The following is a 17,520-nucleotide window of genomic DNA, read 5'->3' on the forward strand; positions in this document are numbered from 1 at the left end:
GCTCAGGCTTTTTTAAACAACGGAATATTTAGAAAGGCTTTGCACCATTTGGGCAAAGAGACGCGGATTTGCTGCCATGATTTCACCACTTTGGAGAAAACCTTCCTCGCCGCGATAGTTGCCTACCAAGCCACCGGACTCAGTAATCAATAAGGCACCTGCTGCCATATCCCAAGGCTTGAGATCACTCTCAAAAAATCCATCATAACGACCGGCTGCAACATAGGCTAAATCCAAAGAGGCAGCTCCTGGACGACGCAAACCAGCACATTGACGTGACATCTCAGCAAAGATTTTTATATACTTTTCAAGGTCCTGATCTTCACGATAAGGAAAGCCAGTGCCAATTAAACAATTAGTCAACCGATCTTGAGTGGCAACGCGTAAACGCCGACGGTCTAAATACGCACCCGATCCGCGTGTAGCAGTAAATAACTCATCGCGAGTGGGGTCATAAACAACCGCTTGTTGAGTAACCCCATTCACTGCCAATGCAATAGACACTGCATATTGTGGAAAGCCATGAATAAAGTTGGTTGTGCCATCAAGGGGATCGATGATCCATATATTCTCGGCATTGATATTTTGCTCACCAGTTTCTTCAGCCAAAAATCCATGGCTTGGATACGCCTCACTGAGTGTTTCAATAATTGCTGCTTCTGCAGCTTTGTCCACCTCGGTTACAAAATCATTGTGTTGCTTACGGTCAACTTGCAAGCGCTCTAAATTGAGAGATGCGCGGTTAATCACAGTGCCAGCACGACGGGCAGCCTTGACGGCCACATTTAACATTGGATGCATAGTATTGATGGACAAATTAAATAAGAACGGGCCTGTAATATTGTCGAATCTGCATGACAATACAAAGCGAATACCTTGATTCTAAACGATTGGCGCTGTAACCCTGATCACCCGATAAAACAAGCTCATGAATACAGTCTCATCCCAAATGCTCCGCTGGGTTCTGGTGGAGACCAGTCACCCTGGCAATATCGGTTCAGCAGCACGTGCCCTAAAAACCATGGGGTTTAGCGATCTGCGTCTCATCAACCCCAAGATCAAGGGCATTGCCAAAGAGTCTGAGGCGATTGCCTTGGCTAGTGGCGCAGTGGATATCTTGGAATCTTCTCAAGAATTGCATTCTTTAGAGTCGGCAGTACAAGGATGCTCTTTAGTCATTGGACTCACTAGTCGCGATCGAGAATTTGGTCCTCCAGCATTAGATTGGGAGTCAGCTCAGATCCTTATTCAAGAAACCCTGACGAATCAGGGCGCAGTAGCCCTCCTTTTCGGCCCTGAAAGAACCGGTCTGGATAACGATCACTTGGCCTTATGTACCCACCGGGTATGGTTAGATGCCAACCCTGACTACCCCTCTCTTAATCTAGCCCAAGCCATTATGGTCTGCGCCTACACCCTGAGAGAGGCCTTGAAGAAGGCTTCTAAGCACTCAAGCCTTACATTCATGCCTAATCGCGAAGAAATGGCTGATTTGGCTGATCCTGCTGCAATTGCGGCCATGCTGGAGCATTGGCGTGAAGGCTTAGAAGCGATTGGTTACTTAGATCCAGCCAACCCCAAAAAACTAATGCCTCGTCTGCAGTCGCTTTTTGCCCGCAGTCGTCTTCATAAAGAGGAGATTGATCTTCTGCGGGGCATTGCAAAACAGATGCTCCAGAGAAAATAAGCACATCCCGTTAAAATCAAACTATGTTTAATTCACTATTCAACTCAGTCGACTCCATCATTGCCCGAGACCCTGCCGCCAGAAATCGCCTTGAGGTGATTACCTGCTACCAAGGCCTGCATGCCATTTGGTTTCATCGCCTTTCCCACTTCCTGTGGAATCTTGGACTAAAGTGGATTGCTCGCGTTCTCTCCATGATTTCTCGCTTCATTACTGGTATTGAAATTCATCCAGGCGCCAAGATCGGTCGCAGAGTATTTTTAGATCACGGGCTCGGTATTGTGATTGGTGAAACTACCGAAATTGGTGATGATTGCACGATCTACCAAGGCGTTACTTTAGGTGGCACCTCACTTTATAAAGGCGTTAAACGCCACCCGACCTTAGGTACAGGTGTTGTCGTAAGCGCAGGCGCCAAAGTGCTTGGTGGATTTACGGTTGGTGATGGCGCTCGCATTGGTTCTAATGCAGTGGTCCTCAAAGAAATTCCTGCTGGTGCTACTGCAGTAGGTATTCCTGCGCGCATCTTACATCCCGATTTACCACAAGGCGCTGATAGTAAAACCAAAGAGTATTTTTCGGCTTACGGTGTCACACCAAATGTGGATGATCCGGTATCGATGGCACTCAAGGGTTTAATTGATGCCACGATTTTGCAGGAAGCAAAGATCGCTGCGCTTGAGAAAGCCTTAGCTAAATTGAGCAATACGCCTGCGGACCCTGCTACCAGCAGTAGCGATACCAAACGTGATCTTGATGCCATTAAAGAATGGCTCAAGGAGTAACAAGAAGTAAGGTTGTAACTTAATGCAGTGTGCGTGGATTAACGCTGCTGCTACCTAGCGCACCTCCTGGAAACTCTTCTTCATCAGCACTATCGCCATCATCATTGGGCATACCAAAAGTAAAACTCTCGCCACCTACTGGGTGTCGATTTTCTATCTCATCATCAGTAGCAGCACGGACATCTTGTACCTGAACCCAAAAACGCAGAGCCATACCAGCTAAAGGATGATTGCCATCTAGCACCACTTGATTATCTGCAACGTCGGTGACTGTATAAATTAAGGGCTCGTCATCGGCGTCAGTTTCTTCTGCAATAGCATTTTCTACATCGGCATCAGGTATCCCTTCAAATTGCATTCCAACTTCGAGGGGCTCAGGAAAACGTGTGCGAGGTTCAATCTTGAGTAGGTCCGGATCGTAATCACCAAACGCCTCATTGGGCTCTAACTGAATAGTGGCCTCATAGCCGATATCATGCCCATCTAACAAGGATTCAATTTTGGGGAAAGTACCCTCATAGCCACCGTGCAGGTATACCATCGGAGAATCTGGCTCTTCGATCACATTGTTTTGGGCATCGGTTAGCTTGTAACGCAGCGATACGATAGTATTTTTTTCAATCTTCATGCGAATTCTGTCGAACATTTGTTTTTAATTGGTTTTTACTGTCTTTTACTTTATGACATTATTTTACTTGAGCAAGCCCTACCAGCCACCCCAAGCACCGCAAAACCTGCCTTTGAATGAGCCATGGGCCCTATTTGGGGGTATTAGCCCTGAACAGTTCATGACAAGATACTGGCATAAAAAGCCATTATTAGTGCGTGCTGCCATTCCTGCCTTCTCCCTTGCCAATCAAAGCGGTAAGCCACTAGCTAGCCCTATTTCGACCTTAGAGCTGATGAATCTTGCGAGACAAGACACTAAGTCACGACTTATTAAAGCCAATCCGTGGCGCTTTGATAGTGGCCCTTTTGCCAAAAAATCTATCCCCTCCCTCAGCAAGGCAGACTGGACTTTACTGCTTCAGGGCATGGAGGCCCATCACCGCTCAGCCGCGAATATCTTATCTTGGTTTCGCTTTATTCCAGATGCCCGCTTAGATGACTTAATGATCAGCATTGCAGGATTGGGAGGTGGGGTTGGACCACACTTTGATTCCTATGATGTCTTCTTAATTCAGATGTCTGGCAGAAGGCAATGGCGCATTTCTGAACAAAAAGATTTAAGCCTGAGCCCTAATCTGCCGCTCAAAATTTTGCATAACTTTCAAGCAGAGCAAGAGTGGATTCTAGAGCCGGGTGACATGCTCTATTTACCACCGCATATTGCGCATGATGGTGTAGCCCTCGATGCCGGATGTCAGACTTGGTCCGTTGGCTTTCGCTCGCCCAGCTTTAAAGAGCTTTTGCAGGAAGGTTTATGGCGCTTAGCCGAATCTCTGGAAGACATTCCTGAGCTTGAAAAGAAATTTGCAGACCCGATGCAAAAGGCAACTGCCTGCGCTGAGCAATTGCCTGAAGAATTAATTGCGCAACTAAAGGTGAAGTTGAGCGCACTGAAGTTAGACCAAATAGACCGTTTTTTACCTGGAATTACAGCGTATCTTTCTGAGCCCAAACAACAAGCCTTATTTGATGGTCCAAGCAATCCCTTAAGCCCTAAACGATTTACTGCTCGCTTGGCAACTAGGAAATTAGTTCCTAGCCCCCAAACCCGAATCCTAAGCCATCAAAAGCAAGTATTTTGTAACGGGGAAGAGGTGAGTAAAGACCAATCGAAGGAGGTTACCCTGGCCTGGCAAACCCTTTCAGCTAATAAAAGCCTTATTTCTCGAGATACAAAGGCCCTTCAAGAAGGCAGTCTCTATAAGGCTTATCTGGCTGGCTGGCTGGTTTTTGAGGACTAGGTAAAGAGATGGATATAATAAATCCTGGAAATTACCTAGGGATTATCCCTTGATATGTCCAACAACAGTTACCGGTAAATGGTGTTCAATTTTTTAGAGGAAATTACAAATGAAGAAGTCACTCGTATTCGCTGCAATGTTAGCTATCGCCTTGGCCGCTTGCGGTAAAAAAGAAGAAGCAAAACCTGCTGAAGCTCCTGCTGCTGCACCTGCTGCTGCACCTGCTGCTGATGCTCCTGCTGCCGCTCCTGCTGCTCCTGCCGCTCCTGCTGCACCTGCTGCTGACGCTAAGAAATAATCTTCTTCTTGAAGAAAAAAAGCCGCTGAAAAGCGGCTTTTTTATTGTCTCTAAAAATTGAACTTACTTTGACAACTGGTCTGTTAGTAAGTTTAATAATTGCTGACCAGCAGGCGTATTTTCAGGCTTTCCATCGGCATCTTGAACGTAGACACTTGCTGAGTTCTCACCCGTGCTCTTGACCAAAACTTGATACTTCTTCGCCTTAAGACTTGAATCATCCTTGCTGCTAAAGAGATTGGAGAAGAATCCCTTGGAGTCGCCGACATCCTTCGCATTCACATAGCGAACAAAGTACACACCATTAGTACGATTACGGTCTTCAACCGTAAAATTCGAGCGATCTAAGGCAAGACCAACGTCACGCCAAGAGCGGTCAAAACCTGCGCTTAATTCAATATGGCCTTGGTTATTACCGTCTTGAACATATACTGCTTTTGGTGTCTTGGGTCCCAATGGTGCTGCAACCATTGCCTTAGCCTGCTCTTGGGTCATTCCCAAGCGCTCCATTAATCGAGCCAAGAAAACGGCTTCTAACTCTGGATCATTGGGGCGCGGGGTCCAAATCGTATACAAACAATTTCCAGTAGTATCTGATACGCACTTCTCAAGAGCGCCCTTTTGGGTAATGTAGATTTCCGTTTCAGTTGGTTTAGTAGCCTCTAAACGGGTTTTATATTTATCACGTTCACCAGTATCAGAAATAGAATCTAATACCGAATTCAGGGCCGAACGTAACCAATCTTGAGCAATCTTTGCGCGATTCTCAGCCCAATCGGTTTCCATGATTCCAGTTGACGGTGAATCGACTACCAATAAGAATCCATTTTCTTGCCAGAAATCCTTTACTTGCGGATACAACTCTGGGGCTGGCTTTTCTACCACTAACCAGCGACGTTCACCATCTCTGGCAATACGCATTCCGGGGATACCGGTCATCACATTACTTCTCATCTGTACTGATTTTTTAACAGCGGCATTGTATTCAGACATGGTTGCGGTGCCATCTTGAACAATGTAACGACGATCCGCTTGAGCTGTAATCAAGTCAGGTGGGTAGGCTAGATTAGGGCCGCGCACTGCCCCAGTGCTCTTGTAATCTACTGTGTCACTAGAGGTTACCGATTTGCAGGCAGTTAATGTAGCGGAAACGCTAACTACTAGAGTAAAAATAGCTATTGATCGGCGGAGTATTTGCAACAAATTCATCATATCAAGTCAGCCTGTTTTAATGCTGCCTTTAAAGGCTCACGGAGTGAGGAACTTAATGGCGTTAACGGCAAGCGGATGCCCGCAGTAATCTTACCCATTTCATGAAGGGCCCATTTCACAGGAATTGGATTTGCCTCTGTAAACATGGCTTTATGAACTGCCAATAATTTATATTGGATCTCACGGGTTTTTTTCACATCATCTGACATCGCAGCAGCACACAATTCATGCATTAAACGAGGTGCAACATTCGCTGTTACAGAAATATTTCCCTTGCCACCCATGAGCATCAACATGGCAGCAGATAAATCATCGCCGGAGAAAACGGAAAAGTCGCGGTGACCGGCACGCTGTAAATCTGCGATTAATAAAGTGCCGCGCTCAATACTCCCAGTAGCATCCTTGATGCCAATCACACCAGGCACATCAGCCAAGCGTACTACCGTATCGCCAGCTAGGTCTGCTACAGTGCGACCAGGAACGTTATACAAAATAACTGGAAGATCTACCGACTCGGCAATCTTTTTGAAGTGGGCATACATGCCCTCTTGCGTTGGCTTATTGTAATAAGGGACTACCTGTAAACTGGCATCAGCGCCTACTTTTTTGGCGAACTGCGTTAGCTCAATTGCTTCCGTAGTGGAATTGCCACCCGTACCAGCAATCACCGGAATGCGGCCAGCAATCTGCTCTACCGTGACACGAATGAGTTCACAATGCTCCTCAACAGATACGGTTGGGGATTCTCCGCTGGTACCGACAATCACAATCCCGTCAGACCCTTCAGCAACATGCCAATCCAATAAGGAGCGCAAACTCGGATAGTCAAGGCTGCCGTCCTCAAACATGGGTGTGACGATTGCTGGCATGCTGCCAGATATCGCCTTTTTACTACCTTGAGCTGGAGTTGTATTTGTCACCAAGTATGTACCGATTTTTAGACTGTCTTAACCTTGAAATTGTAACGGAATGCGCTGTTTTAACGCACCTTTTACAGCGCAAAGCCGTTGAACCATGGCTGGTTTAGGCTGATCCACATAAATATCCTCATAAGCCACTACCAGAAGGCTGTGACGAGACGCAAAATTGAGTAATTCCCCTGGATTTAGAAGGAAATTAGGGCTTGAGGGTTTACCAAACTCCCCATTTCCTTTAGAAAAGGTCTCATAAATCAAAACGCCGTCTGTTTGCAGTATTCCTGGTAACTCATCTAAATGCGGGCGATATAGATAGTTAGTCACCACAATAGCGCTGAACTCTTCGCCGAGGAGAGGCCAATCTTCCTGTTCAAGATTAAGGCATTTTGGAGTAATCAGAGAATGATTTAAGCTCTCTACTGCTGTGACATCCTGATCAACGGCGATTACTGAGTATCCTAGCTCAGCCAACAATTCAGAATGACGGCCAGAGCCGCAGGCAAGATCGAGCACTACACCGCCCTTTGGAATCAGAGGAGCAAAACGTCTGACCCAAGGGGATGCATTCAGAATGCCATCATGCGCACTAGGCAAGGTATTCCTCAATCGTAGGCAAGGCCCATAGCTTCACGAACCTCACGCATCGTTTCTTGGGCCACTTTGCGTGCTTGATCGCAACCATCAGCAATAATCGAACGCAATAAGCTTGGATCATCTAAATACTTCTGAGCGCGCTCAAACATGGGCTGTTGCTCTGCCAAAATCGCATCGATGACTGGTTGCTTGCACTCCAGACAGCCAATACCCGCGGATTTGCAACCCTTTTCAACCCACTGCTTAGTTTCTTCATTGGAATACACGGTGTGTAGTTGCCATACTGGACAGCGTGCCGGGTCTCCGGCATCGGTTCTACGTACCCGAGCAGGATCCGTAGGCATAGTGCGGATCTTCTTAATCACATCTTCTGGGTTTTCACGAATGCTAATCGTATTGCCATAGGACTTAGACATTTTTTGCCCATCAATACCTGGCATGCGGGATGCTGTTGTCAGCAAAGCTTGTGGCTCAGGAAGGATAATTTTGCGCGCACCTTCCAAGAAACCAAATAGTCTCTCACGATCCGCCATCGATAAGCTTTGCGCTTCTTGAAGTAAAGCCTTGGCTTGCTCAAGCGCTTCATCATCGCCTCGCTCTTGGAAAGCTACACGTAACTCCGCATACATCTTGGCACGTTTACTGCCGAGCTTCTTGACCGCCTCTAAGGATTTTTCTTCGAATCCAGATTCACGGCCATACAAGTAATTAAAACGACGTGCCACTTCACGAGTCATTTCAACATGGGGTACTTGATCTTCACCAACAGGAACAAACTGTGCGCGGTAAATCAAAATGTCTGCCGCTTGTAACAAGGGATACCCCAGAAAACCGTAGGTCTGCAGATCTTTTTCTTTTAATTTTTCGATCTGGTCCTTGTAGGTAGGCACCCGCTCAAGCCAGCCCAATGGGGTTCCCATCGAGAGCAATAAGAAGAGTTCGGCATGCTCTGGCACCTTACTTTGAATAAATAAGGTTGCTTGGTTAGGATCAACGCCCGTTGCCAACCAATCAATCACCATCTCCCATACAGATTGTTCAATCACATCTGGGGTTTCGTAATGGGTTGTTAATGCATGCCAATCCGCAACAAAAAAGAAACAGGGATACTCCGATTGCAAACGCACCCAATTTTTGAGTACACCATGGTAATGGCCGAGATGCAAATTACCCGTAGGTCGCATACCAGAGAGAACACGTTCAGCAAACATCTTTATTCTTTATCAATGTGATTAACTGCGTTATTTAATGAAATGCCGACCAAACTGGCGTCAGGTGATCGGGTAAATGGGGTAAGCGCCCAAGGTCAATATGACTTTCGTTGGGATCATGGAAGTCAGATCCACGAGATGCTAAAAAACCATATTGCTGTGCAATTTTTCCATACGTAAGATATTGCTCAGGACTATGGCTGCCCGTAATGACTTCAATTGCAAGCCCCCCAATATCTTTGAAATGCTTAAAGAGTTCGTCCATTTGCATGGCATTGAGTTTATAGCGCCCAGGGTGGGCAATCACTGCCACGCCTCCTGCGGCCGTAATCCAGGTAACAGCATCATCTAGAGTAGCCCATCTGTGCGGAACAAATCCCGGCTTATCCTCAACTAAATAATTTTTAAATACCTGTTCCGTATCACGACAAACGCCCTGCTCAACAAGAAAACGCGCAAAGTGGGTTCTTGAAATCAAATCATGATTACCAGCAAAATGTAAGGCACCTTCATAGGCTCCTGGAATACCTACTTGCAATAATTGCTCTGCCATGAGCTTTGCGCGGTTACCCCTACCTTCGCGTGTGCGTCGCAAACCTTCCAAAATACCCACATGATCGGCATCAACCCCTAAGCCAACAATATGGATCGTTTGTCCCATCCATGTGACAGATATTTCAACGCCCGCAAGATAGTCCATTTTTAATGCATTCGCTGCAAGGCGGGCACGTTGTTGGCCGCCCAACTCATCATGATCGGTTAATGCCCAGAGGTGGACACCATTCGCTTTAGCGCGTTCGGCTAATTGTTCGGGTGTCAGTGTGCCATCAGAAACAACTGAGTGGCAATGCAAATCGGCATTTAGGGTAGAAAAGCGGCTCATGACCCTATTTTAGGTCAAGCTGGTATCAATTACCCGACGCGGCGCATCTAGGTAGTCGCGGGACTGCATTTCGATCAAACGGGATACCGTTCGGGAGAATTCAGCGGTAATTTGCCCCTCGGTATACAAATCCGGGGCCGGAAGCTCTGCAGAGATGATCAATTTGATCTTATGGTCGTATAAAACATCGATCAACCAAATAAAGCGCCGTGCTTCGTTTGTCATTCTAGGGGGCATATAAGGCACACCGGAGAGAATCACCGTATGAAACTGCTTAGCAATTTCTAGATAATCATTCTGCGAACGCGGCCCACAACACAAGGTTTGAAAATCAAACCAAACCACCCCATCAGCTAAATGCAATGGCCGTAATTCGCGTGACTCAATATATAAGACCGGTTTACTAATTTCCCTTTGATTGCCAATCAGCGTTTGAAACATTTGCCCAAGGGTCACCTGCGTAATGGCATTCACTGGAGTTAAATAGGCTTCGACCTGTGCCATCTGTACCCGACGGTAATCGTTGCCGGCATCTACATTCAGTACGTCCAGTTTATCTTCCAGGAGTTTGATCGCTGGCAATAAACGATCGCGATGCAAGCCATTTGGGTACAACTGATCGGGGCGGTAATTCGAGGTCATCACAAATTGCACACGGTCTTCAAAAAGTGCGCTCAGCAGACGATATAAGATCATTGCATCGGCAATGTCGTTGATATGAAACTCATCAAAGCAAATCAGTCGATAGCGCAGAGAGATTCGTTTAGCCAGCTCATCGAGCGGGTCGGATAGACCAGAAAGCTCATGGAGTTCGCGATGTACTTCACGCATGAACTCATGAAAATGAATCCGGATCTTTTTCTCTAATGGAGATGCCGCATAAAAGCAGTCCATTAGGAATGATTTACCACGCCCTACTCCACCCCACAAGTACAGTCCACGAGGTAAGTCTGGTTTAAATATGACTTTCTTCAGATTATTGCTACGAATTTCTTTGTAGGCAATCCACTCGTCTTCGCATTGCTGCAAGCGCTCTACAGCACGAAGCTGCGCGGAATCGCTGTGATACCCGCGCACCTTTAATTCGTGCTGGTAATACTCAATCGTTTTCAATTACATATTTAATGCGCGTTGATCCGTTGCTAATGCTGCTTCGCGCATCACCTCTGACAAACTTGGATGGGGATGACAGATACGGGCAATATCTTCAGCTGCTGCTTTAAATTCCATAGCAACTGCAGCTTCAGCTATAAGGTCCGAAGCATTTGGCCCAATAATATGGACCCCAAGAATTTCATCGGTCTTCGCATCGGCCAATATTTTTACAAAACCATCGGATCGACCCATCCCTAATGCACGTCCATTAGCCGCGAATGGAAATTGACCTGCCTTATAAGCAATGCCAGCTTCTTTAAGTGCTTGCTCAGTTTTGCCAACCCAAGCAATCTCCGGATCGGTATAAATAACCCAAGGAATGCAGTTGTAGTCAATATGGGGTTTTTGCCCTGCAATAACTTCCGCAACTAACACGCCCTCATCTTCTGCTTTATGTGCAAGCATGGGACCACGCACTACGTCGCCTACAGCGTATACACCCGGCGCGGAAGTTGCACAGGTATGGTCATCAATCGGAATGAAGCCACGCTCATCGACTTTGAGGCCAATCTTATCCAAGCCTAATTTATCGGTGTTGGGTACGCGCCCCACAGAAACAATTAAGCGATCACATTCCAGCTTGACGGCTTTACCGGCGCTGTCAGTGTAATTCACTACAACACCCTTTTTATCTGCCTTCACTTCACCGATCTTGACACCCATATTGATGTTCAGACCCTGTTTTACAAAAAGCTTGAGTGCTTCTTTAGCAATACCTTGATCACAGGCTGCCAAGAAGGTGGGCAATGCTTCAAGGACAGTCACTTCGGATCCGAGACGACGCCATACAGAACCGAGCTCTAAACCAATCACGCCAGCACCAATAACGCCGAGCTTCTTTGGGACTGAATCAAACTTCAGAGCACCTTCGTTATCACAGATCAATACATTGTCTACAGTGAGCCCTGGCAAATGACGTGCTTTAGAGCCTGTTGCAATAATCACGTTTTTAGCAGTAACCGTTTCTTTATCTTTGCCGTCAATGTTGACTTGATAGCCATCGGCGCCCTTACCTTCAAAAGATGCATGGCCTTTTAACAAGGTAATTTTGTTTTTGCGAAATAGGAACTGAATACCACTAGTCATCTTCGTAACGATGTCGTCCTTACGCGCAACCATCTTCTTGGAGTCAATGCTGACAGAGCCCACTTTGATACCATGATCGGCAGCGTGATGACTAATCTTCTCGAATTCTTCGGAAGAAGCCAACAAGGCCTTGGAAGGAATACAACCCACATTCAAACAAGTGCCACCTAAGCGTGTCTCCCCTTTAGGATCGTCAAAGCTATTCGATTCAGCACAGGCGACTTTAAAACCGAGTTGCGCTGCACGTATTGCGGCAATATAGCCACCAGGGCCACCACCAATTACGAGTACATCAAAAGCTTGGCTCATGATCTTTCCTTCTTATAAATCAAGAAGAAGACGTGATGGATCTTCTAAAGCATCCTTCATAGCAACTAAGCCAAGTACCGCTTCACGGCCGTCAATGATGCGATGGTCGTATGACAAAGCGAGGTAGTTGATGGGCCGAACCACTACTTGACCATCCTCAACAACAGCACGGTCTTTAGTAGCGTGAATACCCAAAATAGCCGATTGTGGCGGGTTAATAATTGGGGTGGAGAGCATAGAGCCAAACACACCACCGTTAGAGATGGAGAAGGTTCCACCAGTTAAATCTTCAATCGATAATTTGCCTTCACGTGCCTTAACGCCATACTCAGCAATCTTCTTCTCAATATCAGCCAAGGTCATTTGATCAACGTCACGCAAAATGGGTACTACTAAGCCCCGTGGTGAACTGACGGCGATACCAATATCAAAGTAGCCGTGGTAAATGATGTCATTACCGTCAACAGATGCATTTAGCAAGGGGAATTTCTTCAAAGCATGAGTAGCCGCTTTAACAAAGAAAGACATGAAGCCCAACTTCACGCCGTGCACTTTTTCAAACTGATCTTTGTACTTATTACGCATGGCAATGACTGGAGCCATATTGACTTCATTGAAAGTAGTCAAGATAGCGTTGTTTGCTTGTGACTCCAGCAAACGCTCAGCAATGCGCGCGCGCAAGCGGCTCATTGGTACACGCTCTTCTGGACGATTACCCATTGGAATGGATGCACTTGGTAGGGCAACAGATTTAGTAGTACCAGCAGCGGCATTTAATGCATCGCCCTTTGTAATGCGTCCATCACGACCAGAGCCGGCAACTTGTTCAGCGCCGATATTGTTTTCAGCCAGAATTTTTGCTGCCGAAGGAGCGGCGGCGGCACCAGTAGATTTAGCTGGAGCTGCTACTTTTGCAGGAGCGGCAGCTACAACTGCAGGTGCTGCAGCGGCAACGGGTTTAGCAGCCGCGACAGCCGTACTATCAATCTTCGCAATCAATTGCTCGGCAACAACAGTGCCGCCATCAGCCACGACGATCTCAGTCAGAACCCCAGCTGAAGGAGATGGCACTTCCAGTACGACTTTATCAGTTTCAATTTCAATCAAGATTTCATCTTGACCAACCGCATCGCCAACTTTCTTTTTCCATTGCAATAATGTTGCCTCAGCAACCGATTCAGAGAGTTGCGGAACTTTAACTTCAAAAATAGCCATGATTAATCCTAGTTATATGTATGTATGGTGGGTTATGAACACGATTATTTCGTAATCACATAACCTTTTAGTTTGGCAAATGCCGTATTCAATAGAGACTTCTGCTGTTCTTGGTGTAGATGAGCATAACCACAGGCAGGTGAAGCCGATGCAGGACGGCCTGCGTAAGCCAACTTCATGCCATCAGTCATATTTTCCAAGATATTGTGTTGGACAAAGAACCAAGCGCCTTGGTTTTGTGGCTCATCTTGACACCAAATTACCTCTTCCAACTTTGGATATTTCTTCAATTCGGCAGTCAGGGCTTTATGTGGAAACGGATACAACTGCTCCAAACGAATGATGGCAACATCAGTGATCTTCTTCTCTGTACGCTGTTTCACCAAGTCGTAATACACCTTGCCAGAGCACATAATCAAACGGGTTACCAATGTTGAATCGATGGTGTCATCGACCTCACCCAATATGGTGTGAAATCCACCTTTCGTAAACTCCGATAAAGGAGAGGCAGCTTCTTTATTCCGCAGCAATGATTTTGGAGTCATCAAGATCAACGGTTTACGGAACTGACGAATCATCTGGCGACGTAAGACGTGGAAGATCTGTGATGCAGTGGTTGGCTGAATCACTTGCATATTAGTATCAGCACACAACTGCATAAAGCGCTCAAGACGCGCAGATGAGTGCTCAGGACCTTGACCCTCATATCCATGTGGCAACATCATGACTAAACCATTGGCACGACCCCACTTCACTTCGCCTGAAGCGATGAACTGGTCAATAACCACTTGCGCACCGTTAGCAAAGTCGCCGAACTGGGCTTCCCATATTGTTAGGGTATTTGGCTCTGCTGAAGCGTATCCATATTCAAATCCAAGCACAGCCTCTTCAGAGAGGATCGAATCAATTACCAAAAATGGTGCTTGATCTTTAGCAATATGGCGTAAGGGGATATAAATACCGGTATCCCACTTTTCGCGATTTTGATTGTGCAAAACTGCGTGGCGATGCGTAAAGGTCCCTCGACCACTATCCTCACCAGATAGGCGGACTGGGTAACCACTGGCAACTAAGGATGCAAACGCCATGTGCTCGCCCATACCCCAGTCAATGTTCACTTCACCACGTCCCATGGCGGCACGATCATTTAAAACTTTTTCAACTAAGGGATGCACTTTAAAACCTTCACGGGCAGTAGAAACCCGTTCCGCTAAGCGCTTCCATTCCGTCAACGGAATAGCGGTATCAGCCTCATCAGTCCATTTCTTATTTAAAAATGGTGACCAATCTACTGCAAATTTACCCTTGTAATTACTCAGGACTGGATCAGAGGTCTGAATCCCAGCGTCCATCGCCGCTCGGTAATCCTTCACCATCTGCTCTCCCGAACCCGTAGGCAAGGTCCCCTCGGCCTCTAGTTTGTCGGCATACAGCTTACGAGTTCCAGGGTGCGTGGCAATGATCTTGTACATCAAGGGTTGAGTCATCGCTGGCGAATCTTGCTCGTTATGACCCAGTTTCCTGAAGCAAACAATATCGATGGCCACATCTTTATGAAACTGAGTGCGAAACTCTATCGCTAACTGAGTTGCCAATACAACTGCTTCAGGATCATCACCATTCACATGCAGTACAGGCGCATCGATGATTTTCATGATGTCGGTGCAGTACAAGCTTGAACGTAAGTCACGTGGATCAGAGGTTGTAAAGCCAATTTGATTATTGATCACAATGTGCAGCGTGCCACCAGTAGAGTAGCCCCGTACGTCTGCCATAGACAAGGTTTCTTGCATAACCCCCTGACCAGCAATTGCAGCGTCGCCATGAACCAGCACAGGTAAGACCTGTTGACCTAATACATCACCACGACGATCCATGCGAGCACGTGCTGAACCCTCCACTACCGGATTCACAATCTCTAAGTGAGAAGGATTAAAGGCTAAAGAAACGTGAACTGGGCCAGTTGGAGTTGAGATGTCACTAGAAAAACCTTGGTGGTACTTCACATCGCCAGCAGGCAAGGTTTCAGGACCTTTGTGCTCAAACTCGGCAAACAAGTCTTTTGGCATCTTGCCCAAGGTATTAATCAGGACATTGAGACGGCCACGGTGCGCCATGCCAATGACAATCTCTTGAACCCCTTTGGCACCAGCTTCATGAATGACTTCATCCATACAAGCAATGAAACTTTCACCACCTTCGAGGGAGAAGCGTTTTTGACCAACATACTTCGCATTGAGATAACGCTCTAAGCCCTCGGCCGCAGTAACGCGATCCAAGATCTGGCGCTTCTCTTCAACATTGAATTTCGGGGTCGAACGAATCGACTCTAGCTTTTCTTGCCACCACTTCTTAATCTTTTGATCGGCAATATACATATATTCAGCACCTAGCGTGCCGCAATAGGTCTCACGCAATGCCTGCAATAAATCACGCAGGGTCATTTCAGATTTGCCAAAGAAGGTGTTACTAGTATTGAAGACGATATCCATATCGCCATCAGTAAAGCCATAGAAAGCGGGATCCAATTCAGGAATGTCTGGGCGCTCAGTGCGCTTCAATGGATCAATATCTGCCCAGCGATTACCGACATTTCGATATGCGGCAATTAATTGCTGAACAGCAACGCGTTTTCGTCCCAAGTCGGAGTCAGCCGAATCAGAAATGGTTCTGATCGGGCCTTGCTTAGCTCGCTCTGCAAAAGAAGCCACAATCGGCGCATGCGCGATGTCGGTTCGAGAGGATCCGTCCGCAGCAGGGACTTGTTTCACGTTATCAAAATAATCTCGCCAATGCGCTTCTACTGAAGTCGGATCATGCAAGTAGGATTCGTAGAGCTCCTCTACGTAGGGTGCGTTGCCGCCGAAGAGATAGGAATTATCTCTTTGTTCCTGCATCATAATGCTCACCTTTCATCGGGTTTCCCGAATAAAAACTGTGGTTATAACCACTCGTTACACGGCTTTACCGCTTTACGAGTTGCTCTATGTAAATACTGTTACTACCTCAGTAATTTAACACGATTAACCACGATTACTTAAAGGGCTTTCCCTCATTTCATGGATTTTGGCGGGTATTCCCCATGAACAGTCATTAATAAGAACTTTCCTACTGTGCTTTCAAGATTGACTGACAGATAGAAATTGTTTTGATTTTTATTCTCTAAATCTTCAAATGAATTAATGAAATTAAGGGAAATATGAAAACCATCACCCCAGAAATGGAATACCTCAGTACAAGGCAAAGCGCAAAGGTTTTGCAAGTTTCACTTGGTACCGTACAAAAAATGGTTGAACTAGGAGAATTGGTTGCCTGGAAGACTCGTGGGGGTCATCGCAGAATCCTATCCAGCTCTTTAGAGCAACAACTTCAGAGAAGAAAAAGGGCCATGCGGCAAAAAACGAGCCATCACTGTATTGCCATGGGCATTTTTCGTAGAATTGAGAATAGCCAGGATCTCTTGGACTCAATGCAAGAATGGCAGCTCAAGGTGGAAATGGAAGTGGCGGTAGATAGCTTGGAGGGCTTAATGAAAGCCGTCTCCATTGCCCCCGATCTCATCTTCCTAGATGCCCTCATACCCCCGGTTGAACAGGTTCATTTGATCCATTATCTGAGTAAAAACAAGGACACACAAAGAATACCTATTCTAGTAGATGAAGGTTTTATAGAGCTTCATCCGGGAGTAGTAGTGCTCGTCGATGAAAATAATAGCCAGAGAAGCCAATTAAATGAGCACATTAAAAAAGAGCTAGAAAACGGGCTAATAGATCTCAATCCACTCATTATTGGCTACCCCGCCACCAATCCAGAAAACGAGCAGTCTTGGCCTCAGGGGGGTCGGCATGAACGATTAGAACCCCTGTTCTTGGAGGCCTTAAGTAGGAAGTGCGCTTAAGTGCCAAAATAACAAGCAAAAGGCCGCTTCCGCGGCCTTTTAACTGACTTTAAGTGTGCTAAGTTAGATTAGGTAACTGCTACGATCCCTACCTTCAATCCATTTTGGGGCCTTACCGCGACCAGTCCAAGTGTCACCAGTAGCAGGATTGCGATACTTAGGGGCAACTTTGCCACCAGCACTCTTGCCGCCTGCTTTACGACTAAATAAATCTGAAGCATTTAAGCCATATTGCTCAATAATGACCTTTGCCTTGGTAATGCCATCAGCCTTTTCGTGGGCTATTGCCTCTTTAATCTGTTTATCTAATTGCTCGCGCTGAGCCAATAGTTCTTTATAAGAAGACATATATTTTTTCTC

General features: G+C 46.4%; 17 protein-coding genes. 5 read left to right on the forward strand and 12 right to left on the reverse strand.

All coding sequences use genetic code 11. The annotated features are described in order from the left end of the window. Positions 1-12 precede the first annotated feature (12 nt). The gene (locus tag ICN45_RS01735) at positions 13-801 is read right to left on the reverse strand and encodes an inositol monophosphatase family protein (RefSeq protein ID WP_216172381.1); all 789 of its coding nucleotides are present in this window, start codon (positions 799-801) and stop codon (positions 13-15) included. Positions 802-928: 127 nt separating this feature from the next. Here ICN45_RS01735 and ICN45_RS01740 point away from each other — a divergent pair, with 127 nt between their 5' ends. Together ICN45_RS01740 and cysE are read left to right on the forward strand one after the other, a co-directional pair. Next, a complete protein-coding gene (locus ICN45_RS01740) occupies positions 929-1,687 on the forward strand; it encodes an RNA methyltransferase (RefSeq protein ID WP_216172383.1) in 759 nt (252 codons plus the stop codon). A 23-nt stretch (positions 1,688-1,710) separates the two neighbouring features. Beyond that, positions 1,711-2,472 carry a serine O-acetyltransferase gene (cysE, locus tag ICN45_RS01745; RefSeq protein ID WP_216172385.1) on the forward strand — a complete coding sequence of 254 codons (762 nt, stop codon included), beginning with the start codon at positions 1,711-1,713 and terminating at the stop codon, positions 2,470-2,472. Between the two features lie 19 nt (positions 2,473-2,491). Here cysE and ICN45_RS01750 read toward each other — a convergent pair whose 3' ends face one another. Continuing rightward, complete coding sequence (locus ICN45_RS01750) at positions 2,492-3,100, reverse strand: FKBP-type peptidyl-prolyl cis-trans isomerase (RefSeq protein ID WP_255531047.1); 609 nt, start codon at positions 3,098-3,100, stop codon at positions 2,492-2,494. Between the two features lie 67 nt (positions 3,101-3,167). Here ICN45_RS01750 and ICN45_RS01755 point away from each other — a divergent pair, with 67 nt between their 5' ends. Together ICN45_RS01755 and ICN45_RS01760 are read left to right on the forward strand one after the other, a co-directional pair. Continuing rightward, complete coding sequence (locus ICN45_RS01755) at positions 3,168-4,382, forward strand: cupin domain-containing protein (protein ID WP_255531048.1); 1,215 nt, start codon at positions 3,168-3,170, stop codon at positions 4,380-4,382. Between the two features lie 109 nt (positions 4,383-4,491). Then, positions 4,492-4,680 (forward strand): hypothetical protein, encoded by a 189-nt coding sequence (locus tag ICN45_RS01760; RefSeq protein WP_216172391.1) that lies wholly within the window; start codon positions 4,492-4,494, stop codon positions 4,678-4,680. Between the two features lie 63 nt (positions 4,681-4,743). Here ICN45_RS01760 and bamC read toward each other — a convergent pair whose 3' ends face one another. The 9 genes from bamC to ICN45_RS01805 form a co-directional block, all read right to left on the reverse strand. Further along, positions 4,744-5,892, reverse strand: a complete 1,149-nt coding sequence (gene bamC / locus ICN45_RS01765) for an NlpB/DapX family lipoprotein (protein ID WP_216172393.1) — start codon at positions 5,890-5,892, stop codon at positions 4,744-4,746. Next, positions 5,889-6,761 carry a 4-hydroxy-tetrahydrodipicolinate synthase gene (gene dapA / locus ICN45_RS01770; RefSeq protein WP_216172395.1) on the reverse strand — a complete coding sequence of 291 codons (873 nt, stop codon included), beginning with the start codon at positions 6,759-6,761 and terminating at the stop codon, positions 5,889-5,891. Before dapA ends, bamC begins: the two co-directional genes overlap by 4 nt. 78 nt (positions 6,762-6,839) lie before the next feature. After that, positions 6,840-7,403, reverse strand: a complete 564-nt coding sequence (locus tag ICN45_RS01775; RefSeq protein WP_216861704.1) for a class I SAM-dependent methyltransferase — start codon at positions 7,401-7,403, stop codon at positions 6,840-6,842. A gap of 8 nt (positions 7,404-7,411) precedes the next feature. Then, positions 7,412-8,614, reverse strand: a complete 1,203-nt coding sequence (locus ICN45_RS01780; RefSeq protein ID WP_216172397.1) for a tryptophan--tRNA ligase — start codon at positions 8,612-8,614, stop codon at positions 7,412-7,414. Between the two features lie 34 nt (positions 8,615-8,648). Next, entirely contained in the window at positions 8,649-9,497 is an 849-nt protein-coding gene (locus ICN45_RS01785; RefSeq protein WP_216172399.1) for a 3',5'-nucleoside bisphosphate phosphatase, read from the reverse strand. Between the two features lie 9 nt (positions 9,498-9,506). Further along, a complete protein-coding gene (gene zapE / locus ICN45_RS01790; protein ID WP_216172401.1) occupies positions 9,507-10,610 on the reverse strand; it encodes a cell division protein ZapE in 1,104 nt (367 codons plus the stop codon). After that, positions 10,611-12,047 carry a dihydrolipoyl dehydrogenase gene (lpdA, locus tag ICN45_RS01795; protein WP_216172402.1) on the reverse strand — a complete coding sequence of 479 codons (1,437 nt, stop codon included), beginning with the start codon at positions 12,045-12,047 and terminating at the stop codon, positions 10,611-10,613. It lies immediately after the preceding gene. 12 nt (positions 12,048-12,059) lie between these two features. Continuing rightward, complete coding sequence (gene odhB / locus ICN45_RS01800; protein WP_216172404.1) at positions 12,060-13,262, reverse strand: 2-oxoglutarate dehydrogenase complex dihydrolipoyllysine-residue succinyltransferase; 1,203 nt, start codon at positions 13,260-13,262, stop codon at positions 12,060-12,062. 44 nt (positions 13,263-13,306) lie between these two features. Next, positions 13,307-16,162 (reverse strand): 2-oxoglutarate dehydrogenase E1 component, encoded by a 2,856-nt coding sequence (locus ICN45_RS01805; protein ID WP_216172406.1) that lies wholly within the window; start codon positions 16,160-16,162, stop codon positions 13,307-13,309. 299 nt (positions 16,163-16,461) lie between these two features. Here ICN45_RS01805 and ICN45_RS01810 point away from each other — a divergent pair, with 299 nt between their 5' ends. Then, positions 16,462-17,160 carry a helix-turn-helix domain-containing protein gene (locus ICN45_RS01810; RefSeq protein WP_216172408.1) on the forward strand — a complete coding sequence of 233 codons (699 nt, stop codon included), beginning with the start codon at positions 16,462-16,464 and terminating at the stop codon, positions 17,158-17,160. A gap of 63 nt (positions 17,161-17,223) precedes the next feature. Here the strand turns inward: ICN45_RS01810 and ICN45_RS01815 are convergent, their stop codons facing one another. Beyond that, positions 17,224-17,508: an H-NS histone family protein gene (locus tag ICN45_RS01815; protein WP_216172410.1), complete on the reverse strand. Its 285-nt coding sequence runs from the start codon at positions 17,506-17,508 to the stop codon at positions 17,224-17,226. Between the last annotated feature and the right edge of the window lie 12 nt (positions 17,509-17,520).

It is taken from the genome of Polynucleobacter alcilacus (genome assembly GCF_018881545.1).
In the GTDB taxonomy this organism is placed as follows: domain Bacteria; phylum Pseudomonadota; class Gammaproteobacteria; order Burkholderiales; family Burkholderiaceae; genus Polynucleobacter; species Polynucleobacter alcilacus.